14 protein-coding genes and 1 pseudogene are annotated in these 23,744 nt (G+C 71.1%); 9 read left to right on the forward strand and 6 right to left on the reverse strand.

The features are described from left to right. Nucleotides 1-35: 35 nt before the first annotated feature. Complete coding sequence (locus tag AMYTH_RS0135370) at nt 36-1,124, forward strand: ABC transporter ATP-binding protein (RefSeq protein ID WP_027934179.1); 1,089 nt, start codon at nt 36-38, stop codon at nt 1,122-1,124. A gap of 161 nt (nt 1,125-1,285) precedes the next feature. Beyond that, nucleotides 1,286-2,473 (forward strand): annotated as a pseudogene (locus AMYTH_RS0135375) (S8 family peptidase); the annotation flags it as partial. A gap of 550 nt (nt 2,474-3,023) precedes the next feature. Here the strand turns inward: AMYTH_RS0135375 and AMYTH_RS0135380 are convergent. Then, the gene (locus AMYTH_RS0135380; protein ID WP_027934181.1) at nt 3,024-6,722 is read right to left on the reverse strand and encodes a multifunctional oxoglutarate decarboxylase/oxoglutarate dehydrogenase thiamine pyrophosphate-binding subunit/dihydrolipoyllysine-residue succinyltransferase subunit; all 3,699 of its coding nucleotides are present in this window, start codon (nt 6,720-6,722) and stop codon (nt 3,024-3,026) included. A 248-nt stretch (nt 6,723-6,970) separates the two neighbouring features. On the opposite strand from AMYTH_RS0135380, the gene AMYTH_RS0135385 reads away from it, so the two are divergent. The 6 genes from AMYTH_RS0135385 to AMYTH_RS0135410 all read left to right on the forward strand — a co-directional run bounded on the left by AMYTH_RS0135385 (nt 6,971) and on the right by AMYTH_RS0135410 (nt 14,324). After that, nucleotides 6,971-7,489: a YbaB/EbfC family nucleoid-associated protein gene (locus AMYTH_RS0135385; RefSeq protein WP_027934182.1), complete on the forward strand. Its 519-nt coding sequence runs from the start codon at nt 6,971-6,973 to the stop codon at nt 7,487-7,489. Between the two features lie 8 nt (nt 7,490-7,497). After that, complete coding sequence (locus AMYTH_RS0135390; RefSeq protein ID WP_027934183.1) at nt 7,498-7,875, forward strand: type VII secretion target; 378 nt, start codon at nt 7,498-7,500, stop codon at nt 7,873-7,875. Continuing rightward, entirely contained in the window at nt 7,872-11,195 is a 3,324-nt protein-coding gene (locus AMYTH_RS50630; protein ID WP_051362912.1) for a hypothetical protein, read from the forward strand. The genes AMYTH_RS0135390 and AMYTH_RS50630 overlap by 4 nt, the downstream gene beginning before the upstream one ends. Before the next feature lie 22 nt (nt 11,196-11,217). Beyond that, entirely contained in the window at nt 11,218-12,057 is an 840-nt protein-coding gene (locus tag AMYTH_RS0135400) for an immunity 49 family protein (RefSeq protein WP_027934184.1), read from the forward strand. Further along, entirely contained in the window at nt 12,054-12,866 is an 813-nt protein-coding gene (locus AMYTH_RS0135405) for a hypothetical protein (RefSeq protein ID WP_027934185.1), read from the forward strand. The genes AMYTH_RS0135400 and AMYTH_RS0135405 overlap by 4 nt, the downstream gene beginning before the upstream one ends. 81 nt (nt 12,867-12,947) lie before the next feature. Then, complete coding sequence (locus AMYTH_RS0135410) at nt 12,948-14,324, forward strand: FAD-binding oxidoreductase (RefSeq protein ID WP_027934186.1); 1,377 nt, start codon at nt 12,948-12,950, stop codon at nt 14,322-14,324. Between the two features lie 493 nt (nt 14,325-14,817). On the opposite strand, the gene AMYTH_RS0135415 is transcribed toward AMYTH_RS0135410, so the two are convergent. From AMYTH_RS0135415 to ald, 4 genes are all read right to left on the reverse strand, one after another. Then, a complete protein-coding gene (locus AMYTH_RS0135415; RefSeq protein WP_037322934.1) occupies nt 14,818-18,564 on the reverse strand; it encodes an ABC transporter ATP-binding protein in 3,747 nt (1,248 codons plus the stop codon). A 22-nt stretch (nt 18,565-18,586) separates the two neighbouring features. After that, nucleotides 18,587-19,468 carry an ABC-2 transporter permease gene (locus tag AMYTH_RS0135420; RefSeq protein WP_027934188.1) on the reverse strand — a complete coding sequence of 294 codons (882 nt, stop codon included), beginning with the start codon at nt 19,466-19,468 and terminating at the stop codon, nt 18,587-18,589. Next, on the reverse strand, nt 19,468-20,532 hold the full coding sequence (locus tag AMYTH_RS0135425; RefSeq protein ID WP_027934189.1) for an ABC transporter ATP-binding protein: 1,065 nt from the start codon (nt 20,530-20,532) through the stop codon (nt 19,468-19,470). Before AMYTH_RS0135425 ends, AMYTH_RS0135420 begins: the two co-directional genes overlap by 1 nt. A gap of 272 nt (nt 20,533-20,804) precedes the next feature. Further along, on the reverse strand, nt 20,805-21,920 hold the full coding sequence (gene ald, locus AMYTH_RS0135430; RefSeq protein ID WP_027934190.1) for an alanine dehydrogenase: 1,116 nt from the start codon (nt 21,918-21,920) through the stop codon (nt 20,805-20,807). Nucleotides 21,921-22,075: 155 nt separating this feature from the next. Here ald and AMYTH_RS0135435 point away from each other — a divergent pair, with 155 nt between their 5' ends. After that, a complete protein-coding gene (locus tag AMYTH_RS0135435; protein WP_027934191.1) occupies nt 22,076-23,008 on the forward strand; it encodes a zinc-binding dehydrogenase in 933 nt (310 codons plus the stop codon). Nucleotides 23,009-23,011: 3 nt separating this feature from the next. Here AMYTH_RS0135435 and AMYTH_RS0135440 read toward each other — a convergent pair whose 3' ends face one another. Further along, entirely contained in the window at nt 23,012-23,737 is a 726-nt protein-coding gene (locus AMYTH_RS0135440) for an MOSC domain-containing protein (protein ID WP_027934192.1), read from the reverse strand. Between the last annotated feature and the right edge of the window lie 7 nt (nt 23,738-23,744).

Raw genomic sequence — 23,744 nt, forward strand, 5'->3', positions numbered from 1 at the left:
GGGCGCGTCTCCGGGAAGGCTTTCGCTGGGAGGGCGTGTTGATCGAGTTCGACGGCGTGACCAAGCGCTACCCGGACGGCACGCTCGCCGTCGACGATCTGAGCCTGACGGTCGAGGACGGCACCATCACGGTGTTCGTCGGGCCGTCGGGCTGCGGGAAGACGACGTCGCTGCGGATGATCAACCGCATGGTCGAGCCGACCTCGGGACGGGTGCTGCTCGACGGCAAGGACATCCGCGAGCAGGACCCGCCGGTGCTGCGGCGCGGCATCGGGTACGTGATCCAGAACGCCGGGCTGTTCCCGCACCGGACGGTGCTGGACAACGTCGCCACCGTGCCCGTGTTGTCCGGGTGGGGCAAGCGGAAGGCGCGCGACCGCGCGGCCGAGCTGCTGGACATCGTCGGTCTGCCCGCGGAGCTGGGGAAGCGTTATCCGGCGCAGCTGTCCGGTGGTCAGCGTCAGCGGGTCGGGGTCGCCAGGGCACTGGCGGCGGACGCGCCGGTGCTGCTGATGGACGAGCCGTTCTCGGCCGTCGACCCGATCGTGCGGGAGGGCCTGCAGGACGAGTTGCTGCGGCTGCAGTCGCAGCTGGGCAAGACGATCGTGTTCGTCACCCACGACATCGACGAGGCCGTGCGGCTTGGCGACAAGGTGGCCGTGATGCGCGTCGGCGGTCGGCTGGCGCAGTACGGCACGCCGGCCGACGTGCTGCGGCACCCGGTGGACGACTTCGTGGCGTCCTTCGTGGGCCGCGACCGCGGTTACCGTGGACTGTCGTTTGTGGACTCCGCTGGTGTGGAAGTACGCTCGGTGGCGACGGTTCCGTTGGGCGACAACGTTTCCGGTCCGACGGAGGAGTGGCTGCTCGCGGTGAACGATTCCGGGCAGCCGCGTGGCTGGCTGGCTCCCGGGTCCAGTGTGGACGGCGGGCTGGCCGAGTCGGACCTGGTCGCCGGTGGTTCGCTCTACCGGCGCGGCACGTCGGTGCGGGGCGCGCTGGACGCGGCGTTGTCGTCGCCGGCCGGGCTGGGGGTCGTGGTGGACGAGACGGGCAAGGCCGTGGGGGCGGTGACGGCGCGGCAGGTGCTGGACGTGATCGAGGGCGTCACGGCAGCGGACTGATCCAGACCGGGCGGCTGGTCCGCCCTACTTTCGCCGGGAGCCACCCGGGTGCCAGTCCTTCCGTGGGGCGGTGACGCGGTCCTACCGTGAAAAAGTCTCACCCCTTGCGGCGCGGTGAGCGATTCCCCAGCTCATCGCGCCGGCCCTGCCAAGGAGGACTCATGTCCAAGTCCCTGCTCAGCAAGGCCAGATCAGCCGGTGTGGCGCTCGCGGCCGCGGCGGTCGCGACCGTCGGGTTCACCGCCCCGGCTTCCGCCCAGGAGGGGTCGATCGTCGGCGCGGATGCGCCCGGCGCGATCTCCGGCAGCTACATCGTGGTGTTCAAGGAATCGTCGTCGCCGGTGTCTTCGCTGGTCAGCGAGGTGACCGGCAAACTCGGCGGCAACGTGCGGCAGACGTTCTCGCGTGCGCTGCACGGCTATTCGGCGTCGATGAGCGAGTCGCAGGCGAAGCGGGTCGCGGCCGATCCGTCGGTGGCGTTCGTGGAGCAGAACCGGCGCGTCACGATCACCGCCACGCAGGCGAATCCGCCGTCGTGGGGCCTGGACCGCGTCGACCAGCGCAATTTGCCGCTGAACCAGGCGTACAACTACTCGACCACCGCGTCGAACGTGCACGCCTACATCATCGACACCGGCATCAACCTGAGCCACAGCGACTTCGGCGGCCGCGCGACGTCCGGCTACGACTTCGTCGACGGCGACTCGAACGCCAGCGACTGCAACGGCCACGGCACGCACGTCGCCGGAACTGTCGGTGGTTCGGCGTACGGTCTGGCGAAGGGGGTGCAGTTGACCGCCGTGCGGGTGCTCGACTGCGAGGGTTCGGGCACCTACGACCAGGTGATCGCCGGCATCGAGTGGGTCACCCAGAACGCGGTGAAGCCGGCGGTGGCGAACATGAGCCTCGGCGGTGGCGTGTCGACAGCCGTGGACAACGCGGTGAAGGCCTCGATCGCGGCGGGCGTGACGTACGCGGTCGCGGCGGGCAACAGCAACACGAACGCCTGCAGCTCGTCCCCATCCCGCGTCCCGGCGGCGATCACCGTCGGAGCCACGACGAGCACGGACGCACGGGCGAGCTACTCGAACTACGGCAGCTGCCTGGACATCTTCGCGCCCGGCAGCAGCATCAAGTCGGACTGGATCGGCAGCACGAGCGCGACGAACACCATCAGCGGCACCTCGATGGCGACGCCCCACGTCGCCGGAGCCGCAGCGCTTTACCTGGCAACCCACACCTCCGCGACGCCCCAGCAGGTGCGAGACGCACTGGTGGCAGCAGCCACGACAGGGAAGGTGACCAGCGCCGGAACAAACAGCCCCAACGTCCTGCTCTACACAGGCGCATAGCGCCAGGGCCTTGAACCCAAGGTAGCTGGGTGGTCATCCCGTCGCCTGACACGCAACGATCACCTTGAGCCGGGGCCGCAACCTAGGCCGCCAACCGGCGGCCAAACATGCCAACCTTGCGGCCCTGGCTCAAGGTGATATGCACAAGCCGGAAGGCGACGGGATGACCACCCGGCGACCACCTCGGCAAGGTGAGACGACAACGGTCCCCTGGTCATCCCGGAGCCTGCCCGTCCGGCGAGGACTATCTTTTGATCTTTAAAGCCGCGCTGTCGCGCGGAAATGCGCCTCACGGCGCTCGAATGGTCACCTTCCGACCACCCCCGCCCCCGATGCCTGATTGTGTTTCAGTCGCCGAGCAGGCTTGTCAAGGCGGGAAAGCGTGCCTTGACAAGCCTGGTCGGCGACTAAAGATCGGCTGTGGATCGGGGGCGGGGGAGGTCTGGTTGGAATGGTCGGTGCTGTTTCGTTGCCGGGCGGCGGTTGGTGCAAAGAAAAGGCGCCCTCCCCTGGGTTTTGGGGGAGGGCGCCTTCTTTTCTTGCTAGATCAGCTGAAGGCCTTGGCGATCAGTGCCTTCTGCTCCACCTCGTGCACCTTCGACGAGCCGGCCGACGGGGCGGCCATCGGGCGCCGCGAGACGACGTCCAGCTTGCCGAGCACGTCGGGGAACATGCGCGGCAGGTGGAGGCCGAAGAACGGCCACGCGCCCTGGTTCTCGGGCTCCTCCTGGACCCACACGACCTCGGCGCCGGTGTAGCGCTCCAGCGCCGCCAGCAGCTTCTTCTTCGGCAGCGGGTAGTACTGCTCGATCCGCACGATGGCCACATCGTCGGCCTCGCGCTTGGCCCGCTCGGCCACCAGCTCCCAGTAGAGCTTGCCGGAGGTCAGCAGCACCTTCCGGACCTTGCCGGGCTCCACCTCGGCGTCGTCGATGACCGACATGAACTTCGAGTCGCCGGTGAAGTCCTCCAGGCCCGACGTCGCCGCCTTGTTGCGCAGCATCGACTTCGGCGTGAAGACGATCAGCGGGCGCTGGATGCCGTCCAGCGCGTGGCGCCGCAGCAGGTGGAAGTAGTTCGCCGGGGTGGACGGGACCGCCACGGTCATCGAGCCCTCGGCGCACAGCGACAGGAACCGCTCGATGCGGCCCGACGTGTGGTCCGGGCCCTGGCCCTCGTGGCCGTGCGGCAGCAGCAGCACGACGTCCGACCGCTGGCCCCACTTCGCCTCACCGGACGAGATGTACTCGTCGATGACCGTCTGGGCGCCGTTGACGAAGTCGCCGAACTGGGCTTCCCACAGCACGAGCGCGTCGCTGTTGGCCACCGAGTAGCCGTACTCGAAACCGACCGCCGCGTACTCGGACAAGGCCGAGTCGTAGATCATCACGCGGCCCTGGTCCTCGGCCAGGTTCTGCAGCGGCGCGTACTCCCGGCCGGTCTTGCGGTCGATCAGCACCGAATGGCGCTGGGTGAACGTGCCGCGGCGGGAGTCCTGGCCGGACAGCCGCACCAGACGACCCTCGATCGCCAGCGAACCGAACGCCAGCAGCTCGCCGAACGCCCAGTCGATGCCGCCCTCGCGGGACATCTTGTACCGCCGCTCCATGACCGGCTTGACGCGCGGGTGCGGGGTGAAGCCCTCGGGGACGTTGACGAACGCGTCGCCGATCCGCTCGATGACCTCGGCGGGCACCGCGGTCGGCACCTTCGCGGGCACCTGCTGCTCCTCCTCGACGGAGGGGCTCGGCGCGATCGGGTGCTTCTCCAGCTCGCGGACCTCGTTGAAGACGTGCTCCAGCTGGCTCGAGAAGTCCCGCAGCGCGGCCTCGGCCTCCTCGACGGAGATGTCACCGCGGCCGATCAGCGACTCGGTGTAGGTCTTCCGCACCGAGCGCTTCGTGTCGATGATGTCGTACATCGCGGGCTGCGTCATCGATGGGTCGTCGCCCTCGTTGTGGCCGCGGCGGCGGTAGCAGATCATGTCGATGACGACGTCCTTGTTGAACGCCTGGCGGTAGTCGACGGCCAGCTTGGCCACCCAGTGCGCCGCCTCCGGGTCGTCACCGTTCACGTGGAAGATCGGGGCGCCGATCATCTTCGCCACGTCGGTCGCGTACTGCGAGGACCGCGAGTGCTCCGGCGCGGTGGTGAAGCCGACCTGGTTGTTGATGATGATGTGCACGGTGCCGCCGGTGCGGTAGCCGCGCAGCAGCGCCAGGTTCAGCGTCTCCGCCACGACACCCTGGCCCGCGAACGCCGCGTCACCGTGCAGCAGCACGGGCAGCACCGAGAAGCCGCCGGTGTCGCTGTCGCCCTTGTCGAGGATGTCCTGCTTCGCGCGGACGATGCCTTCGAGCACCGGGTCGACGGTCTCCAGGTGCGACGGGTTCGCGGTCAGCGACACCCGGGTCTCGCCGTCGCCGAACATGCGGAAGTACTTGCCCTCCGCGCCCAGGTGGTACTTCACGTCGCCGGAGCCGTGCGCCTGGCCCGGGTCGAGGTTGCCCTCGAACTCCTGGAAGATCTGCGAGATCGGCTTGCCGACGATGTTGGCCAGCACGTTCAGGCGGCCGCGGTGCGGCATGCCGATGACGACCTCGTCGAGCTCGTGCTCGGCGGCCTTGTCCAGGACGGTGTCCAGCATCGGGATGACGGTCTCGCCGCCCTCCAGCGAGAACCGCTTCTGGCCGACGTACTTCGTCTGCAGGAACGTCTCGAACGCCTCGGCCGCGTTCAGCTTCGACAGGATGTACTTCTGGACGTTGGGGTCCGGCTTGGCGTGCGGGACCTCCACCCGGTCCTGGATCCAGCGGCGCTCCTCCGGGTCCAGGATGTGGGTGTACTCGACGCCGACAGTCCGGCAGTAGGAGTCGCGCAGCACGCCCAGCACGTCGCGCAGCTTCATCTTCTGCTGGCCGGCGAACCCGCCGACCGCGAACTCGCGGTCCAGGTCCCACAGCGTCAGTCCGTGCGAGAGGACGTCCAGATCCTCGTGGCGGCGCTGGCGGTAGTTCAGCGGGTCGGTGTCGGCCATCAGGTGGCCGCGCATCCGGTAGGCGTCGATCAGCTCCAGCACCCGGGCGGTCTTGTCGATCTCGCCCTCGGGGATGTCGGAGACCCAGCGGACCGGCTCGTAGGGCAGCCGCAGCGACGTGAAGATGTCGTCGTAGAAGCCGTCCTCGCCGAGCAGCAGCTCGTGGATGCGCTTGAGGTACTCGCCCGACTCGGCACCCTGGATGATGCGGTGGTCGTAGGTCGAGGTCAGCGTCATGATCTTGCTGATGCCCAGCTTGACGAGGGTCTCCTCGCTGGTGCCCTCGAAGTGCGCCGGGTACTGCATGGCGCCGACGCCGATGATCGCGCCCTGCCCGGCCTGCAGCCGCGGCACCGAGTGGTTGGTGCCGATGCCGCCCGGGTTGGTCAGCGAGATGGTGGTGCCCGCGAAGTCGTCCGCGGTCAGCTTGTTGTTGCGGGCCTTCTTGACGATGTCCTCGTAGGCCTGCCAGAACTGGCGGAACGTCATGTTCTCGCAGTTCTTGATCGAGGCGACGACCAGCGTGCGGCCGCCGTCCTTGCCCTTCATGTCGATGGCGAGGCCGAGGTTCACGTGCTCCGGCGTGACGGCGTGCGGCTTGCCGTCGACCAGGGCGTAGTGCCGGTTCATGTTCGGGAAGTCCTGCAGCGCCCGCACCATGGCGTAGCCGATGAGGTGCGTGAACGAGATCTTCCCGCCGCGGGTTCGCTTGAGGTGGTTGTTGATGACGATGCGGTTGTCGGCCATCAGCTTGGCCGGGACCGCGCGCACGCTGGTGGCGGTCGGCACGGCCAGCGAGGCGTCCATGTTCTTGGCGATCGCGGCCGCGGCGCCCCGCAGCTGCTTGCTCTCCGGCTCGGCGGCGGCCGGCTTCGTCGCCGCGGCGGCCGGCTTCGCGGCAGCGGGCTTGGCGGCGGCCGGCTTGGCGGGCTGTGCGGCCGGCTTGGCGGCGGGCTTCGGCTGGGCGGGCGCGGCCGGGGCCGTCGCAGCCTGGTTGACCTGGCCGTTGCCCGGCTTGGCGGGCTGCTCACGGACGGGCGCGGGTGCGGCGTCCGGCTTCGACTCCGTGGTCTGCGTCGGCTTGAAGTCCGAGAAGAACTCGTGCCATGCGGCGTCTACTGAAGAGGGGTCGGCGAGGAACTGGTCGTACATCTCCTCGACGAGCCATTCGTTGGGGCCGAACTGTGACGCAGGGCTGCTGCTGGACACGGCAGGGACTCGCCTCTATCCATATCTCGATCTTGTTGTCCGCTTGATGCGCCTACCAGGCTAACCCCCTCGCGTTCGCCGTTGTGACCGAAGTGGCCCAAGTCCCGGGACTCGGGTTTGGGATTCCTCACTTGATCGGTCCAGCGTCCATCCGGACGAGTATGGGACCTGCCGATACCGAGTACGGGGCCGGTGTGGAACCGGTACGGTCGCCGGGCCGTCTGCAGGAAGAGCGGAAGGGGGTTTCGGTGGCGGACCTGTCGGACATCGAGCGCATGGTCGGGGACTGGGAGCGCAACGCGGTCGAGCGGTCGCAGCGCTTCCAGGCGATGCAGCACGAGGTCGAGCAGATCTCGATCACCGAATCGGTGGCGAACGGGGCGGTCAGCGTGACCGTCGGCAACAACGGCATCCCCACCGACGTGCGCATGACCGACGCCGTCCGCGGCATGAGCCCGGACGAGATCGCGGCGAACGTGCTCAAGGCGATGCAGAAGGCCCAGTCGAAGTACCCGCAGGTCATCCAGGAGATCGTGGCCGGGACGGTGGGCGAGTCGGACAGCGCGGCGCAGCACATCGTGCGGACCGCGGCCGAGAACTTCCCGGAGGCCCCGCCCGAGGACCCCGAGCCGCCCGCACCGGGCCGCCAGCTGCGGATCGAGAACGAGGCCGACGACGAGCCGCCGCGTCCGCCGCGCCGCCCGGCGCCGCCCCGGCGCGATGACGACGACGACTTCGGCGACCAGTCCTTCCTGCGACGCGACTAGGGGGAGCGATGACCAGCAGCTTCGCGCGGGGCGCGGGCACCAGGGCGGGCGGTTCCGCCGCCCGCGGCGCCGCCAACGGCTACGAGGTGCTCACCGACGAGCTCGGCACGCACGCGGGCAAGGTCGACGGGCTGGCGGAACGCTTGCAGACCGCTGTCGAGGCGGCCCGCCAGGTGAGCATGGACAACAGCGCGTTCGGGGTGATCTGCCAGCCGTTCGCGATGATGCTCGACCCGTTCGAACAGATGGGCGTCCGCGCGCTGGAGGTGGCGACGGAGTCGGTCAGCGGCACCGCGGGCAACGTCCGCACGACGGTCACCAACTACGACGGACAGGACGACACCACCCGGCAGACGGTCAAGCAGCTGGGTGAGCCCCTGACATGAGCAACCCGCTCGTCGCGCAGGCCCAGTCGCAGACGACCGCGGTCACCGGCATCGGGATCCTCGAATCCGCGCAGGACCTGTCCAACGGCATCAAGGACGGCTCGTGGGTCGAGGGCGGGCTGGGCGCGCTCGGCACCGGTCTCGAGGTGCTGTCCATGGTCATCGACCCACTGGGCACGCTGGCGCAGTACGGGGTCGCGTGGCTGATCGAGCACGTGCGGCCGCTGAAGGAGGCGCTGGACTGGCTGGCCGGGGACCCGCCGGTGATCCAGTCGTTCGCCGACACCTGGGCGAACGTGGCCAAGGAGGTCGGCGCGGTCGCCGGTGACCTCAAGAACGAGGTCGACGGCGGCACGGCGGGCTGGACCGGCCAGGGCGCGGACACCTACCGCCAGTCGGGCGCGGAGCAGGCCGAGGCGATCGCGGGGGCGGCGTCGCTGGCCGACGGCATCTCCACCGGCGTGATGATCATGGGGATGGTCGTCGGGTTCGTGCGCGAAATGGTGCGCGACATCGTGGCCGAGCTGGTCGGCAAGCTGATCACCTGGGCGCTGGAGGCGGCCTGCACCCTGGGTTTCGCCACGCCGCTGATCGCCGCGCAGGCCACGGCGGCGATCTCGTCGGCGGTGACGCGGATTTCGGACTTCATCCGCAAGCTGGTCAAGACCATCGGCAACGTGTCGCCGCGGATCAGCCGGATCATCGGCAAGCTGGACGAGATCATCCAGCAGCTGACCAAGATCGGCCGCAGGTTCGGGCGCGCGGACGGCTCGGCCCCGTCCGCCCCGTCCGCCGGCGCCCGCAACGTCGACCTGCCGAACCTGGACGGCCCCCGGTCGCCGAGCACCGCCGCCCGTAGTGCGGACGCGCCGTCGTCGCCGGATGCGCCGTCCTCGCCGGACGGGCCCGGTCCGCGTTCGCCGCTGCGGAACACCGACGACGCCCCGGACACGCCCTCGCCGGCGCCCGACGCGCCTGCCCGGTCACCGGAGAGCGGGGGCCCGGCCCGGACACCCGCGCACTCGCCGGACGCGCCGGGGTCGCCGGACGCGCCGCACTCGCCCGGTGGGCCGCACTCGCCGGACGCAGCACGATTGCCCGACGCTTCGGGCTCGCCCGGCGGGCGGCACTCGCCTGACGCGCCAGATGCGCCCGGTGGGCCGCACTCGCCCAGCACACGGCACTCGGCTGACGGGCCGGACGCGCCTGGCGGCCCGCGCTCGCCCGGCGCGCCGGACGCGCCCAGCGGGCCGCACTCCCCGGACGCGCCGGCGGGCAGGCCGTCCGCCGACGGTCCCTCCGGGTCGAGCGCTCCGCACAGCTCCGGGCAGACCTCCGCGAGTTCCGTCGCGCCCCCGGCCACCCCGCGAGCGCCGGCCGAGCCGGGGCCGGTGCCCTCGCCGCGCCAAGCGGACGCGCCGTCCAGCCCGCAGAGCCCGGGCGCCGCACCCGCCGCACCCGCCTCGCCGAACGCGCCCGGCACACTGGCCTCGCCGTCCGCGCGCCCGGGCGGCACCTGGACCGGCACCCCGGGCACCCGCACGCCCGAGGTCGCCGCCCGCGGCGACGCGCCCGGCCGCACCCCGCACACGCACCCCGCCGATCCGGACGCCCCCAGCCACGACGGCCCGCGCCAGGACGGTCCCGAACAGGACAGCCCGGACACCGCCCACGACCAGGACCCGCTGACCCCGGACGAGGTCAACCAGCGCCATGCCGAGCCGACCCCGGCCGGCACCTCCTACCACGCGGGCGACCCGGAGATGGGCGACCTGCCCCAGCGCGTCCGCCCCGACCCGGACGGCAGGCACACGGTCGACGTGCACGTGACCCCGGACGGGCGCGCCCGCATCGGCGACCGCCACTACACCCCGGAGGAGTTCGCCGACATCCTGCGGCGCAACCCGGGCTACGACGGCGGCCCCATCCGCCTGCTCGGCTGCGACAGCAGCACCAACGGCTTCGCGAACCGGCTGTCCCGCGAGCTGGACACCGAGGTGCTGGCCCCGACCAGGCCGGGCTGGAGCGACTCGCAGGGCCGGGTCTACTCCTCGGACTACGAGATCGGCCCGGACGGCACCCGCCGCCCGAAGATCCCGCCGACCGGGGAGTGGGAGGTCCACCGGCCGGACGGCACGACCTCCCGCGCCGGCGACGACGGCTTCACCCCGGGCACCCGGGACGCCGACAAGCAGGACGTGGACCCGGCCGACGCCCGCGACCGCGGCGACGAGCCGGACGACTGGCGCGACCGCCCCGGCCCGGACGGCCGCACCCCGCGCGAGAACATCGCCGACCCGAAGTACATCGAGGAGCACTACTACCGGCGGACTCGCGCGGACGGCGTGGAGGAACTGGTGGTCAACCCGAACCGGGTCGATCCGCGGAACCCGCCGCCGCCGCTCGATCTCGTCGACGGCAAGCCCGCCTTCAAGTCGGACCGGCCGCCGGTGGAACGGCTCGGGTTCGACGACGCCCGCTCGCGCGTCTACCCGCCCACCCGCCAGGCCGACGACCTCGCCGGCGCGCCGGATCCGTCCACACCGGACACTCCGGACACGCCTGCGACCCCGGACAGCCCGGCGACCCCCGACAACCCCGACCAGCCGGACTACCCGGACCACAGCCAGGACTGGCGCGACGACGACTACGACGCGATCGACGAGAAGATCGCCGACCGCGAGGAAAAGATCGAGCGCTACCGGGAAACCCCGGAGGACGCCGACGAATGGCCCGACGCGCACAACCAGAAGAACGACGCCTCGGAAGCGCTCGGCGAACGGGCGGCCGAACACGCGATCCGCGACCGCGTGCACCGCGATTTCAGCGAGGCGTACCCGGACCGGCCGATCACGTTGCGCGAATCCCCGGACCACGGGCCGGGCAGCCAGCACTACCAGGTGGTCGACGCCGACACCGGCGACGTGTTGGGCGAGATCATCCCGCGCCACTCGACCGACGGCGGCAAACCCGGGTCCGGCAAGTTCGACCAGATCTGGGAGGTGCACTACCAGCCGGGTGAACCGCCGCACTACATCGTGCACGAGGCCAAGGGCCCGGGTGGCCAGCCCAGTTCCCGGTACCTGCCAGGGGAGAACCGGGTCGTGGCGCAGGGGCACCCGGACTACTTCGACGACGTGGCGAGCCGGATCCCGGACCGGGACCTCGCCGCGGAACTGGAACTGGCGAAGCTGGACAACCGGCTGGATTACGTGGAAGTGCGCGCGCTCGTCGACGAAACCGATTCCCCGCACGTGAACCTGGGATACGAATACAAGCCTTATCTGGGCTACGATTACCAACCGCCATTCGGCGAATAGACGACGTGAGGACAGCGACTTCATGACGACCGTTCCCCGGCACCCCGTCGACCGCGAGGCCGCGAGCCGTGAGGTGGAAGCCGCCGAGCCGAGGCTGGGGCAGTTCCTCGGCTACGTCGAGAAGAAGGCCGACGCGGTCGACACGGTCTTCCGGTGGGCCGGGCTGGTCGCGCGGAACCGCACGGTCCTCGACCCGGGCGCCGCGGACCCGGCGACCTGGCGCGCGTTCGACCTCACCGGGCAGGCGGCCGCGGCGACGTTCGCGATGGCCGGGGCGAGCGAGGGCACGGTCGGATACCAGTTGGGGGACAACCGGTTCCAGCTCCCGGCGACCGGTCCGGCCAGGCACGCGAACGCGGGCAAGTGGCTGACCGCGGTGTGGTACGCGGTGGTGCTGCGCGACGACGCCCGTGTCCAGGAGTTGTGCGCGGTGCCGCTGGACCTGCTCCGCGCCTCCGGCGTCGACCACGATCCGTACGTGTACCCGTGGATCGAGTCGCTGCAGGCGTTCCTGCGCCGCGAGCGGGTGCCACCGTCGATGTTCACGCCCGCGATGGACGGCACCGACCCCGACTCGGCGCGCATCACGCCGCGGGGCGCGATGCTGCAGCTGGTGTACCCGCCGATCAAGATGTTCTACTACATCCTCCGCCGCGACGCGGAGCGCTTCAACGACGCCCTGGTGCAGGCGCTGGAGCTGCACCGCGAGTACTGGACGGCGCGGGACCGGGCCACCGACTCCGAAGGGTTCGTCGCGCTCGCCCCGCTGGCCGTCGCGGTGCTGGGGCAGGCCGTCGGGTTCACCCTCGACGTCGAGTCGGACTACCTGCCCGCCGGTCTGCTGTCCGGCTCGCGGCCGTGAACCAGCCGTTCGCGCCGCTGACGCCGCAGCAGCAGTGGCAGATCCTCGCCCAGGCCGGGCAGGTGCTCGCGGGCGCCGTGCAGCCGGGGTGGCGTCAGATGCGGGCCGAGTACCGCGCCGCCGGGCGGCACGTCGAGGTGGATGTCGCCGTCGTCGGGCCGGACGGGGTCGCGCGGCCGGTGCCGCCGCCCCCGCCGGTGGTCCAGTTGCTCGGGCGGCTGCGGGCCGGCATGTACCAGCCGGGCCGGGGGACGTGGCTCGCGGCGGTGGTGGTGTTCGACCCGGGCCGCCCGCCGCAGGTGGACTACGTCATCGACCACGAGCCGCGGTGGCGTCAGGTGCCGCCGCCGATCGGGTTCGCCGATGAGCTCCGGTTCTTCCCGCGCGCCGAGGAGTTCGTGCCCGCGTGGTTGCGGGAACGGGCCCAGCCGCGGTCCGAAGTGGACACCCTGGTGCGCTCGCCGCGCGTGTACGACGGGCTCGACTCCGACGGGCGCCCGATCGTGCGCCGGGAGCCGCTCGCGCCGGAGGAGCGGGCGCGTGTCCTCGCGTACCTGGAGGCCGCGCCGGTCGTGCTGGCCGCGCGCAGCTACGCCGTGGACGAGTTCGCGCCGGAGGAGCCGCCGTCGGTGCCGCTGAACTTCCGGACCGACGGCCACTGGGTGTGGCCGGGTGCGGTGACCCACTACCTGCGTGAGCACGGTGTCCCGCCGGACCCGGAGCTGGTGGCGCACATCCGGGCGCGCGGCTACGTGGTGCCCGAGGTCGGTGAGCAGGCCAGGGACCGCGCCGTCGCCGCGGTGACCTGAGGCTGTAGCGGGCGTCTCACCTGCCGCTCAGCGTGCCCGGAGGCCGTCGTCACACCGGTAGCCTCCTCGGTGGAGGTTGTGATGGATTCCCCGACACTGGTGGCCGCCCTGAGGCGGGTCGTTCCGGCCGAGCGCGTGGTGGACGACCCGGCCGTGGTCGAGTCCTACCTGCAGGACCACGCGGAATGGGCCGAATACGGGCAGGCCGCCGCGGTGGTGCGGCCGCGCTCGACCGCCGAAGTGCGCGACGTCGTGCGGTTCGCGGTGGAGCACCGGATCCCGGTGGTGCCCCGCGGGGCCGGGACGGGCCTGTCCGGCGGGGCGAACGCCGTCGACGGTTGCATCATGATCTCGTTCGAGTCGATGGACTCGGTGCTGGAGATCGACCGCGCCGAGCGGCTCGCGGTGGTGCAGCCGGGCGTGGTGAACGACGACCTGCGGGCGGCCTGCGCTGAGCAGGGGCTGTGGTACCCGCCGGACCCGGCGAGTTCGCCGTGGTCGACGATCGGCGGGAACGTGGCCACCAACGCCGGCGGGCTGTGCTGCGTGAAGTACGGCGTGACCAGGGACTACGTGCTGGCGCTCGAGGTGGTCACCGGGCGCGGCGAGGTCGTGCGGCTGGGCCGTCGCACCGCGAAGGGTGTCGCCGGGTACGACCTGTGCGGCCTGATGGTCGGCTCCGAGGGCACGCTCGGCGTGATCACCGAGGTGACGGTGCGGCTGCGTCCGCGGCGCGAGCCCGAGCGCACCATCGCCGGGTACTTCGACTCGGTGATCGCCGCGGGTGAGGCAGTGAGCGCGGTGTCCGCGTCCGGGGTGATCCCGTCGGCGCTGGAGCTGGTCGACCGGCACTGCCTGGAGGCGGTCGACGCGTGGAAGAACATGGGCCTGTCCACGGAGGCGAACGTCGTGCTCCTGGGCCGCGTCGACACCCCCGGCCACGCCGGCGAGGAGGAGGCGCGGACGATCCTGCGGTGTTTCGAGGAGGCCGGCGCGACCTGGGCGGCGCTGTCCACGGACGAGCACGAGGCCGAAGCCCTGTTCGACGCACGGCGCCTGGCGTACCCCGCACTGGAGCGGCTCGGCCCGGTGCTCACCGAGGACGTGTGCGTGCCGCGAGCGCTGGTGCCGGAAATGCTGGCACGGATAGAGAAGGCCGCCGCCAGGCACGACACGCTGATCGCGAACATCGCCCACGCCGGCGACGGAAACCTCCACCCGCTGCTCATCACACCAATCGGAGACGACGCGGCTCGGCTACGGGCGCAGGCCGCATTCGAGGACATCATCGCCGACGCGGTAGAGCTGGGCGGCACGGTGACCGGCGAGCACGGAATCGGATTGCTCAAACGCGGCGGCTTGCGCCGTGAGGTGAGCCCCGAGGTGCTGGAGATGCACCGCGCAGTCAAGAATGCCTTGGACCCACACGGCATCCTGAACCCAGGCAAGGTTTTCTAGCCCCAAACAACAAACCGCCGCCCGGCAACGAAAGAAGACCGACCACGCACCAGACCTCCCCCGCCCCCGATCCACAGCCGATCTTTAGTCGCCGACCAGGCGTGTCAAGGCACGCTTTCCCGCCTTGACACGCCTGCTCGGCGACTGAAACACAATCAGGGAGAGGGGGCGGGGGTGGTCGGAAGGTGACCTTCCGGCGCTGTGAGGCGCATTTCCGCGCGACGGCGCGGGTTTAAAGATCAAAAGATAGTCCTCGCCGGACGGGCAGGCTCCGGGATGACCAGGGGACCGTTGTCGTCTCACCTTGGCGAGGTGGTCGCTGGGTGGTCATCCCGTCGCCTTCCGGTTTGTGCATATCACCTTGAGCCAGGGCCGCAAGCTTTGTGTTTTCGGCTGCCGGACCCAGCGCGGGTTGCGGCCCTGGCTCAAGGTGATCGTCCGGTGTCAGGCGACGGGATGACCACCCAGCTACCTTGGGTTCAGAGCGCTGGCGCTATGCGCCTGTTTTCCACAGGTGTGCGTAGTGGCCGTTCGCTGCCAGTAGTTCTTCGTGGGTGCCCTGTTCCACGATTCGTCCGTGGTCGAGCACCACGATCCGGTCCGCGCGAGAGGCTGTCGCCAGGCGGTGTGCCACCACGAAAGTCGTGCGGCGTCTCGCCACCGTTTCCGTTGCGGCGAGGACCGTGGCTTCCGCGGACGGGTCCAGTGCGGCCGTCGCCTCGTCGAGTAGCAGCACGTCGGGGTCCACCAGTTCCGCGCGGGCCAGTGCGACCAGTTGCCGCTGCCCGGCGGACAACGATCGGCCCCGTTCGCCCACCGGCTGGTGGAAGCCCTGCGGCAGGGCGGCGATCGCGTCCACCGCGCCGACCGCGCGCACCGCGGCTTCGACCTCGGCGTCCGACGCGGACGGGTTGCCGTACCGGACGTTGTCGGCCACGGTGCCGGAGAACAGGTGCGCCTCCTGCGGCACGACGCCCATCCGCCGGTGCAGCCCGGCCAGGTCGTAGTCTCGCACGTCGACCCCGTCGATGCTCACCTTGCCGCTCGTCGCGTCGTAGAACCGCGCCGCCAGTTTGACCACTGTGGACTTACCGGCGCCGGTCGCGCCGACCAGTGCGACCGTCTCGCCCGGCGACACCTTCAGCGAAACATCCGTCAGGGCAAGGGACTCTGTGCCGGTATACGAAAAGTCGACCGCGTCGAAGGCGACCTCGCCGCGGAGGCGCTCGGGCACCGGCACCGGGTCCGTGGGCGGCGGCACCGACGTCGGGGTGCGCAGCAGGTCACCGATCCGGTGCAGGCCGACCTTCGCCTGCTGGTACCCGTCGAACACCGACGACAACTGCTGGATCGGCGAGAAGAACAGGTTCAGGTACAGCAGGAACGCCAGCAGCACACCGACCGCCAGGGTGCCGTCCGCGACCCGGTTCGCGCCCGCTATCAAGACGATCGCCTCGGCGACCCCGGAAAGCAGTGTCACGAACGGGAAGTACGTCGCAACATACCGCTGGGCCCGGAGCCGCGAGCGGCGGTACGCGTCGCTCCTCGACGCGAAGTCCTCGGCCGACCGCTCCTCCCGGCTGTACGCCTGCGCGACCCGCAGACCGCTCACGTTCTCCTGCATGTCGGCGTTCACGGCGCTGACCTTCTCCCGCGCCTCGGTGTACGCCGCACTGGACAGGCGCCGGAAGATGACCGTCGCGATCACCAGCACCGGCACCACGGACAACGCGTACAGCGCCAGCGACACGTCGGTGATCAGCAGCGCTCCGGTGATCCCGATCAGCGTCAGCGCGCTGATCACCGCCTGCGCGACACCGGTCTGCAGGAACGTCGACAACGCGTCCACGTCGGTCGTCATCCGCGTCATGATCTTGCCGGAGAGCTCGCGCTCGTAGTAGTCGAGCCCGAGCCGCTGCAGGTGCGCATAGCTGCGCACCCGCAGCGAGTACAGCACCGTCTCACCGGCCCGCGCGGTGATCCGCGTCTGCGCCGCGATCACGAACCAGTCCACCGCGATGATCACCGCGCCGATCCCGGCGCACAGCCACACCACCCACGCCAGGCCGGGACGTACACCGTGGTCGACGCCCTGCTGGTACAGCGCGGGCAACGCGATCGACGCCGCCGCGTCCAGCCCGACCAGCAGCACCGCGGTGATCAGCAGCGCACGCACCGGCCGCAGCGCGGAACCCAGGCGGAACCCCGGATCGGGCGCGGTGACCGAATGCGGATCCAGCGCGGGCCGGTCCTTGGCCGGCGGCAGTTTGCGCACGCCCTCCAGCAGTTCGGCCGTCGGCGGCGCGTTGAGCGCGCTGCTCGCGCCCATGCCCCCGCCGCCCGGCATCGGCGCCGGCGCGTTCCGCTGCTGCGCCGCCTCGGCCAGCTCGTCGACCGCGTCCCGCTCGCCGGTCTCCGGCCACAGCGCGGGTGTGGTCCCGGTTTCCGGGCTCGCCACGCAGTCGCGCTTGTGCACGTTCTCCACGCCCTCGCCGGGCCCGGCGATCAGCTCGCGGAACAGCTCGCAGCGCTCCGCCAGCTCGTCGTAGGTGCCGACGTCCACCACCCGGCCGGCGTCGAGCACCGCGATCCGGTCGGCCAGTGACAACGTCGACTTGCGGTGCGCGATCAGCAACGTCGTGCGCGTCGCGGTGACCGAGCGCAGCGTCTCGTAGATCGCCGCCTCGGTGACCGTGTCCACCGCGGACGTCGCGTCGTCCAGGATCAGCACCCGCGGATCGGTCAGCAGCGCCCGCGCCAGGCCCAGCCGCTGCCGCTGACCGCCCGACAGCGTCAGGCCGCGTTCACCGACCTGGGTGGCGTAGCCGTCCGGCAGCTCGGAGATGAACTCGTGCGCCTCGGCCGCCTTCGCCGCGGCGATCACCTCCTCGTCGCTCGCGTCCGGGCGGCCGTAGGCGATGTTGTCGCGGATGGACGTGGAGAACAGGAACGCCTCCTCGAACACCACGCCGATCGCCTGCCGCAGGTCCGTCAGCTTCACGTCCCGCACGTCGCAGCCGCCCAGCCGCACACTGCCCGAGTGCGCGTCGTAGAACCGGGGCAGCAGCAACGAGATCGTCGACTTGCCGGAACCCGCGGTGCCGACCAGGGCCAGCGTCTCGCCGGGTTCCGCACGCAGGCTCAGCCCGTCCAGGACCGGTTCCGAGCGCGTGTAGCCGAAGCGCACGTCGTCCAGCTCGATGCCGAGCGGGCCGTCCGGCAGCGGCTTCGGCTCGACCGGGTCGGTGACCTCCGGCTGGGCGTCCACCAGCTCGTACACGCGTTCCGCGCCGGCACGGGTCAGCTGGGCCTGCACCACCAGCGCCGACATCATGCGGGCCGGTCCGATCAGGCCGGAGACGTAGCTGGCGAACGCGAGGAACGTCCCGAGCGTGACCTGCCCGTTGAGCGCCAGGATGCCGCCGAAGGCCAGCACCGCCACCTGCCCCGCCGCGGGCAGCGCGGACGTCGTCGCCGTGGGCACCGCGGCCAGCCGAGCCGCGCGCAGCCGCTCCGCGAACAGCCGTCGCGCGGTCTTCTCCAGCCGCGCGACCTCCCTGGCCTCCTGCCCGAAGCCCTTCACGACGCGCACGCCGGTGACGGTCTCCTCGACGTGCTGCGCCAGGTCCGCCGCCCGCTGCTGCGCCGACCAGGTGGCCGGGAACAGGCGCTTGCGGGCCATCCCCGCGACGATCGCGACCGCGGGCACCACGATCAACGCGATCACCGTCAGGCCGGGCGACATCCACAGCATCGCGGCGACCGAGAACACCGCGAAGACGACCGAGCCCGCCGACAACGGCACCACGAACAACAGCGACACGACCAGCTGCAGATCGGTGATCGCCCGCGACACCACCTGGCCGGTGCGCAACGAGTCCTGCTTGCCACCGTCCAGCCGGGACACCGAGTCGAACACCCGCTGGCGCAGGTCGTGCTGCACGTCCAGCGCGAGCCGCCCGCCCAGGTAGCGGCGGACGAACGCGGTGCCGAACATGAGCAGCTGCACGCCGATCAGCCCCGCGACCAGCAGGCCGAGCCGCCCGGTCTGCGAGGCCACCGCGTCGTCCACGGCGACCTTCACCAGCAGCGGGCTCGCGGCCTGCAGGCCGACGCTCAACACCGCCGCGGCGAGCGACGAGACGACCAGGACCGGATGGCGCCAGCAGGCCGCGGCCAGCCGGCGGATCCATCCGGTCCCGGGGTTTTCGACAGTGCGTGGTGGTGCGACAGTCACCACGCCAGGTTATGCGTGTGTGCGCCTACGTGATGTCGCGGCGCTGGTTGGAGGCCCAGCCGCCGACGAAGAACACCAGCGTCCAGGCGAGGAACACCAGCGCGGCGGCCCACCACGAGATCAGGCCCGGCGCACCGGCGGAGAGCTGCAGGCCCAGCTTGTCCCAGTGCTCGACACCACCCGGCAGGTTGATCGAGTCGATGCCGAACGCCTCCGCCGCGACACCGCCGACGATGCCGTTCGCGGTGCTGTTCGGCAGGATCGCGCCCAGCACGTCGGTGGTGTTCCACATCGCGATGACCAGCACGTTCTCCACGATCAGGAAGTACCCGATCAGCAGGATCACGGCCAGCACGACCTTGTTCAGCACCGCGCCGAACCCGATGCCGAACAGCGTCACCAGGATGTAGGCGAGCACCGTCGCGCCGAACGCCGCGAGCCACTGACCGCCGGTGGGCAACCGGTCGCTGTCCACCGTGATCGCCGTCGCCAGCGCCGACACCGCGAAGCTGAGCAGACCGTAGAGCGCGCCCCACAGGACGTAGGTGATCATCTTCGCGGTCAGCGCGGACACCCGGTTCGGCGCCGTGAGGAACGTCGTGGTGATCGTCTTGCTGTTGTACTCGCCGGCCAGCGCGAACACGCCGAAGATCGCCGGGACCAGCTGCGCGATGTTCACGCCGTGCGCGATGCTCAGCAGCCCGACCGGCAGCGCGTCGGCGGACACCCCGGCCTGCTCGGCGATGATCCGCGCGGTGCCGGAGCCGATCCAGTCGGCGAAGTCGTTGGTGATCTTGCCCCACGCGAACGACATCCAGAACGCGACCAGCACCAGCGGGATGATCAGGATCCACCAGGTGTTGAGGCTGAGCGTCTTGCGGAACTCCGCCTTGATCAACCGGCCCATCAGCCCTGTCCTCCCCAGCCGCCGTGCCCCTGCTGCGGCGGTGCTTGCTGGTACTGCTGCTGCGGTGGGTATCCCGGCGGCGGCGGGCCGCCCCAACCGCCCTGCTGCGGCGGCTGGCCGTACGGCTGCTGCGGCGCTCCCGCGTACTGTGCTCCCGGGTACTGGGGGCTGGTCAGCTGGAAGAAAAGCTTCTCCAGGTCCGCCCGCTCCTCCTCGATCCCGTACACCGCGATCCCGGACTTCGCGACCAGGTCACCGATCTGCTGACGGGTCGCGCCGACCACCGCGACGCGCCCGTCCGGTGTCGGCTCCACCTGCGTGAAACCGGCTTCCTGAAGCGCTTTCACCAGAGCGTTCGCGTCCGCCGCCTGCACCAGCACCCGCGACTGCTGGCTGCTGCGCAGCTGGTCCAGCGGGCCGTAGTAGCGCGTGACGCCGTGGCTGATGATGACGACCTGGTCGATCGTCTGCTCCACCTCGGACAGCAGGTGGCTCGACACCAGCACGGTGCGGCCTTCGCGGGCGTAGGCGCGCAGGAAGTTGCGCAGCCACACGATGCCCTCCGGGTCGAGGCCGTTCGCCGGCTCGTCCAGCACCAGCACCTGCGGGTTGCCGAGCAGCGCGGTCGCCAGCGCGAGCCGCTGCCGCATGCCGAGCGAGAACCCGCCCGCGCGGCGGTCCGCGGCGCCGGAAAGCCCGACCAGGCCCAGCACCTCCTCGACGCGGTTGTCCGGCGCGCCGATCGCCGCGGCGTACACCTTCAGGTGGTTCCGCGCGGTGCGCTTCGGGTGGAAGCCCTCGTTCTCCAGCACCGCGCCCACGACCTGCGCCGGGTTGCCCAGCTGCTGGTACGGGCGGCCGTTGATGGTGGCGACACCCGCCGACGGCGTGACCAGGCCGAGCAGCATGCGCAGCGTGGTGGTCTTCCCAGCGCCGTTCGGGCCGAGGAAGCCGGTGACCGAGCCGGGGCGGACCTCGAAGCTCAGGTTCTGCACCGCGGCGACCGGCCCGAAGTGTTTGCTCAGGTTCTGCACGAATATCCGGCCGCTGCCGTCGTGTTGCATGCGCGCCCCTCCCGGCCCGGTGAACTTGATCGCGGGCACATAGTGCCCTACTCGTGCCCGGTTCAACCCGTCCGGGTGCCGTGTGTCGGGGAGGGTGCGCACAAAGGGGCGGCCCGCTCAACCAGCCTGGGGGTCACTGGGAGCGGGCCGCCACGTACAAGCTTAGGTGGTCTCCCCGGACTTCGCTTACGCGGGGGCCCATGTTGGTCTGAAAAGTTCTTCACACGTTCGCTGGTGGGGTGGGCGGTCCCTGACGCGGGACCGCCCACCGGTCAGGCGAGGACGTCGGCCAGCGGCGTGTGCGGCAGGTCGTGTGCCTGCGCGACGGGCGCGTTGACCAGCGCGCCGTCGTGCGCGTTGAGGCCGAGCGACAGCGGGCCGTTGGCGCGCAGCGCGGCCTGCCAGCCGTGGTCGGCCAGCTGGACGGCGTAGGGGAGTGTGACGTTGGTCAGCGCGTAGGTGCTGGTGCGCGGGACCGCGCCGGGCATGTTCGCCACGCAGTAGAAGACGGACTCGTGCACGGTGTAGGTCGGGTCGTCGTGCGTCGTCGGGTGCGAGTCGGCGAAGCACCCGCCCTGGTCGATCGCGATGTCCACGAGCACGCTGCCCGGCTTCATGCGCGCGACCAGATCGGTGGAGACGAGTTTCGGCGCCCGCGCGCCCGGCACCAGCACCGCGCCGATCACCAGGTCGGCTTCCAGCACGGCCTGCTCGACGGCGAACGCGTTCGAGGTGACCGTGCGGATGCGGCCGGCGAAGTCGTGGTCGATCTGGCGCAGGCGGTCCACGTTGGTGTCCAGGATCTCGACGTCCGAGCCGAGGCCGAGCGCGATGCGCGCCGCGTTGAGGCCGGCGACGCCGCCGCCGATGACGACCACCCGCGCCGGGTGCACGCCGGGCACGCCGCCGGGCAGCACACCACGGCCACCGCTGGGCTTCATCAGGGAGTGGGCGCCGACCTGCGGGGCGAGCCGCCCGGCGACCTCGGACATCGGCGCCAGCAGCGGCAGCGCTCCACTGGGCTGCTGCACGGTCTCGTACGCGATGGCGGTCGTGCCCGCGTCCAGCAGGGCCTGCGTGAGCGGGCGGTCCGCGGCGAGGTGCAGGTAGGTGAACAGCACCTGGTCGCGGCGCAGCCGCGGGTACTCCTCGGCGACGGGCTCCTTGACCTTGAGGATCATCTCGCCCTCGGCCCAGACGTCGTCGGCGGTGGCGAGGATCTTCGCGCCCGCGGAGACGTACTCGTCGTCGCTGATGGCGGACCCGATGCCGGCGCCGGCCTCGACGAAGACCTCGTGGCCCCGCGCCGTCAGTTCGTGCACCCCGGCCGGGGTCACGGCGACGCGGTACTCGTGCTTCTTGACCTCGCGGGGGACGGCGATGCGCACTGCTTCCTCCTGCATCCGTGGACGTGGTGCTGACCACGGTGAACCACCCGGATGGCGGTGTCATCGTGCCTTGCCGACAATTCTCTGTCGCTCGGGTGGTGCCCGCAGGACAAGGTCTTGACCTCCACCTTGGTGGAGATCGCAGGATGATCTCCATGAGAGCGGTGTGGTTGAGGGAGTTCGGCGGGCCCGATGTGCTTGTCGCCGGTGAGGCGCCGGATCCGGTGCCCGGCCCCGGGCAGGTGCTGGTCGGTGTGACGTTCGCCAACACGACGTTCGTGGAGACGCAGTTCCGGGCCGGGTTGCCGGGGCCGTTCCGCGCGGAGCCGCCGGTGATCCCGGGCAACGGGGTCGGCGGGGTGGTGCTGGCCGGGCCCTCGGAGCTGGTGGGCGCGCCGGTGGTGACGAGCCTGAACGGGTCGGGCGGATACGCCGAGCGGGTCGTGGTGGATGCGGCGGCGCCGTTCCGCGTGCCGGACGGCCTGGCGCTGGACGACGCGGTGGCGTTGCTGGCCGACGGCCGGACCGCGACGGCGCTGATCCGCGCGGCCGGTGTGTCGGCGGGGGAGCGGGTGCTGGTGGAGGCCGCCGCGGGTGGCGTGGGGAGCCTGCTGGTGCAGCTGGCGCGCAACGCGGGCGCGACGGTGATCGCGGCAGCGGGCGGCTCGCGGAAGACGACGGTGGCCCGCGACCTCGGGGCGGACGTGGTGGTCGACTACACGCAGCCGGACTGGGCCGCGCAGGTCGGCCCGGTGGACGTGGTGTTCGACGGCGTGGGCGGCGCGATCGGGGTCGCCGCGTTCGGGCTGGTGCAGCGCGGCGGGCGGCACTTCAGCTACGGCCTGGCGAGCGGCGCGTGGACGGAGGTGTCCGAAGAGGAGGCCGCCGCGCGGGGCGTGGTGTTGCACCGGGGCCCGCTGGGCAGCCCGGCTGATTTGCGCGCCGCGACGGAGTGGATCCTGGCCGAGGCCGCGGCCGGCCGGGTGAAACCGCTTGTGGGACAACGCTTCCCACTGGACCGGGCCGCCGACGCGCACCGGGCGATCGAAAACCGCGCGACGATCGGCAAGACGCTGCTGGAGGTGTGACCCTCACGCGGGACGGGCGACGGCGGTGTCCCCGACCGCCATCACCCCGGCGCGCGTCACGCGCATGATCACGCCGAACTTGTTGGCGTGCCGGTCGATCAGGTGGGTCTGCAACTCCGGCCACCGCTCCCGGCCGGACGGCTCCCAGCTGGGCACCGCGCAGCGGATGCACGGTCCGGCGTGCTCGCCGGTCACCTCCAGCGACACCTCACCGATGTCGAGCGTCGTCCCGGTGGTCCAGTCCTCCTCGGCGAAGGCGGGGGCGTCGGTGGCCAGGTGGATGTTCGGGCGGAAGCGGTGGAGTTCGACGGGCCTGCCGAGCTCCACCGCGAGCGCCACCAGCGACGCCTCGAACGTGACGAGCACGGTGGGGCCGCGGTCCTGCTGCCCGTCCGCCGCACGCAGCTCCAAGGGCATGCCGAACGACCTGGCGAGCGCGTCCACCAGGCCGGGCTCGTCCCACGACCAGGACCGGCCGTCCGGCGCGTGCAGCATCGGCGGCTTCGGCGGGTCGATGACTTCGGCGCCGTACTCCGCGCCCCAGGTGAGCATCGGCGGGTTCTGGCGCACCGTCAGCACCTTCCCGCGGCGCTTCTCCCGCCCGTCGACCAGCGCGTGCGCCCGGTCGCCCGCCATGCCCCGCCCGTCGAAGCGCGCGGCGCGGACCTCCTCGCCCCGCAACGACTTCACCGGCCAGCGGTGCAGCCCGGCAACCGTCCCCTCGAACACTGAAACC

This window comes from Amycolatopsis thermoflava N1165, assembly GCF_000473265.1.
In the GTDB taxonomy this organism is placed as follows: domain Bacteria; phylum Actinomycetota; class Actinomycetes; order Mycobacteriales; family Pseudonocardiaceae; genus Amycolatopsis_E; species Amycolatopsis_E thermoflava.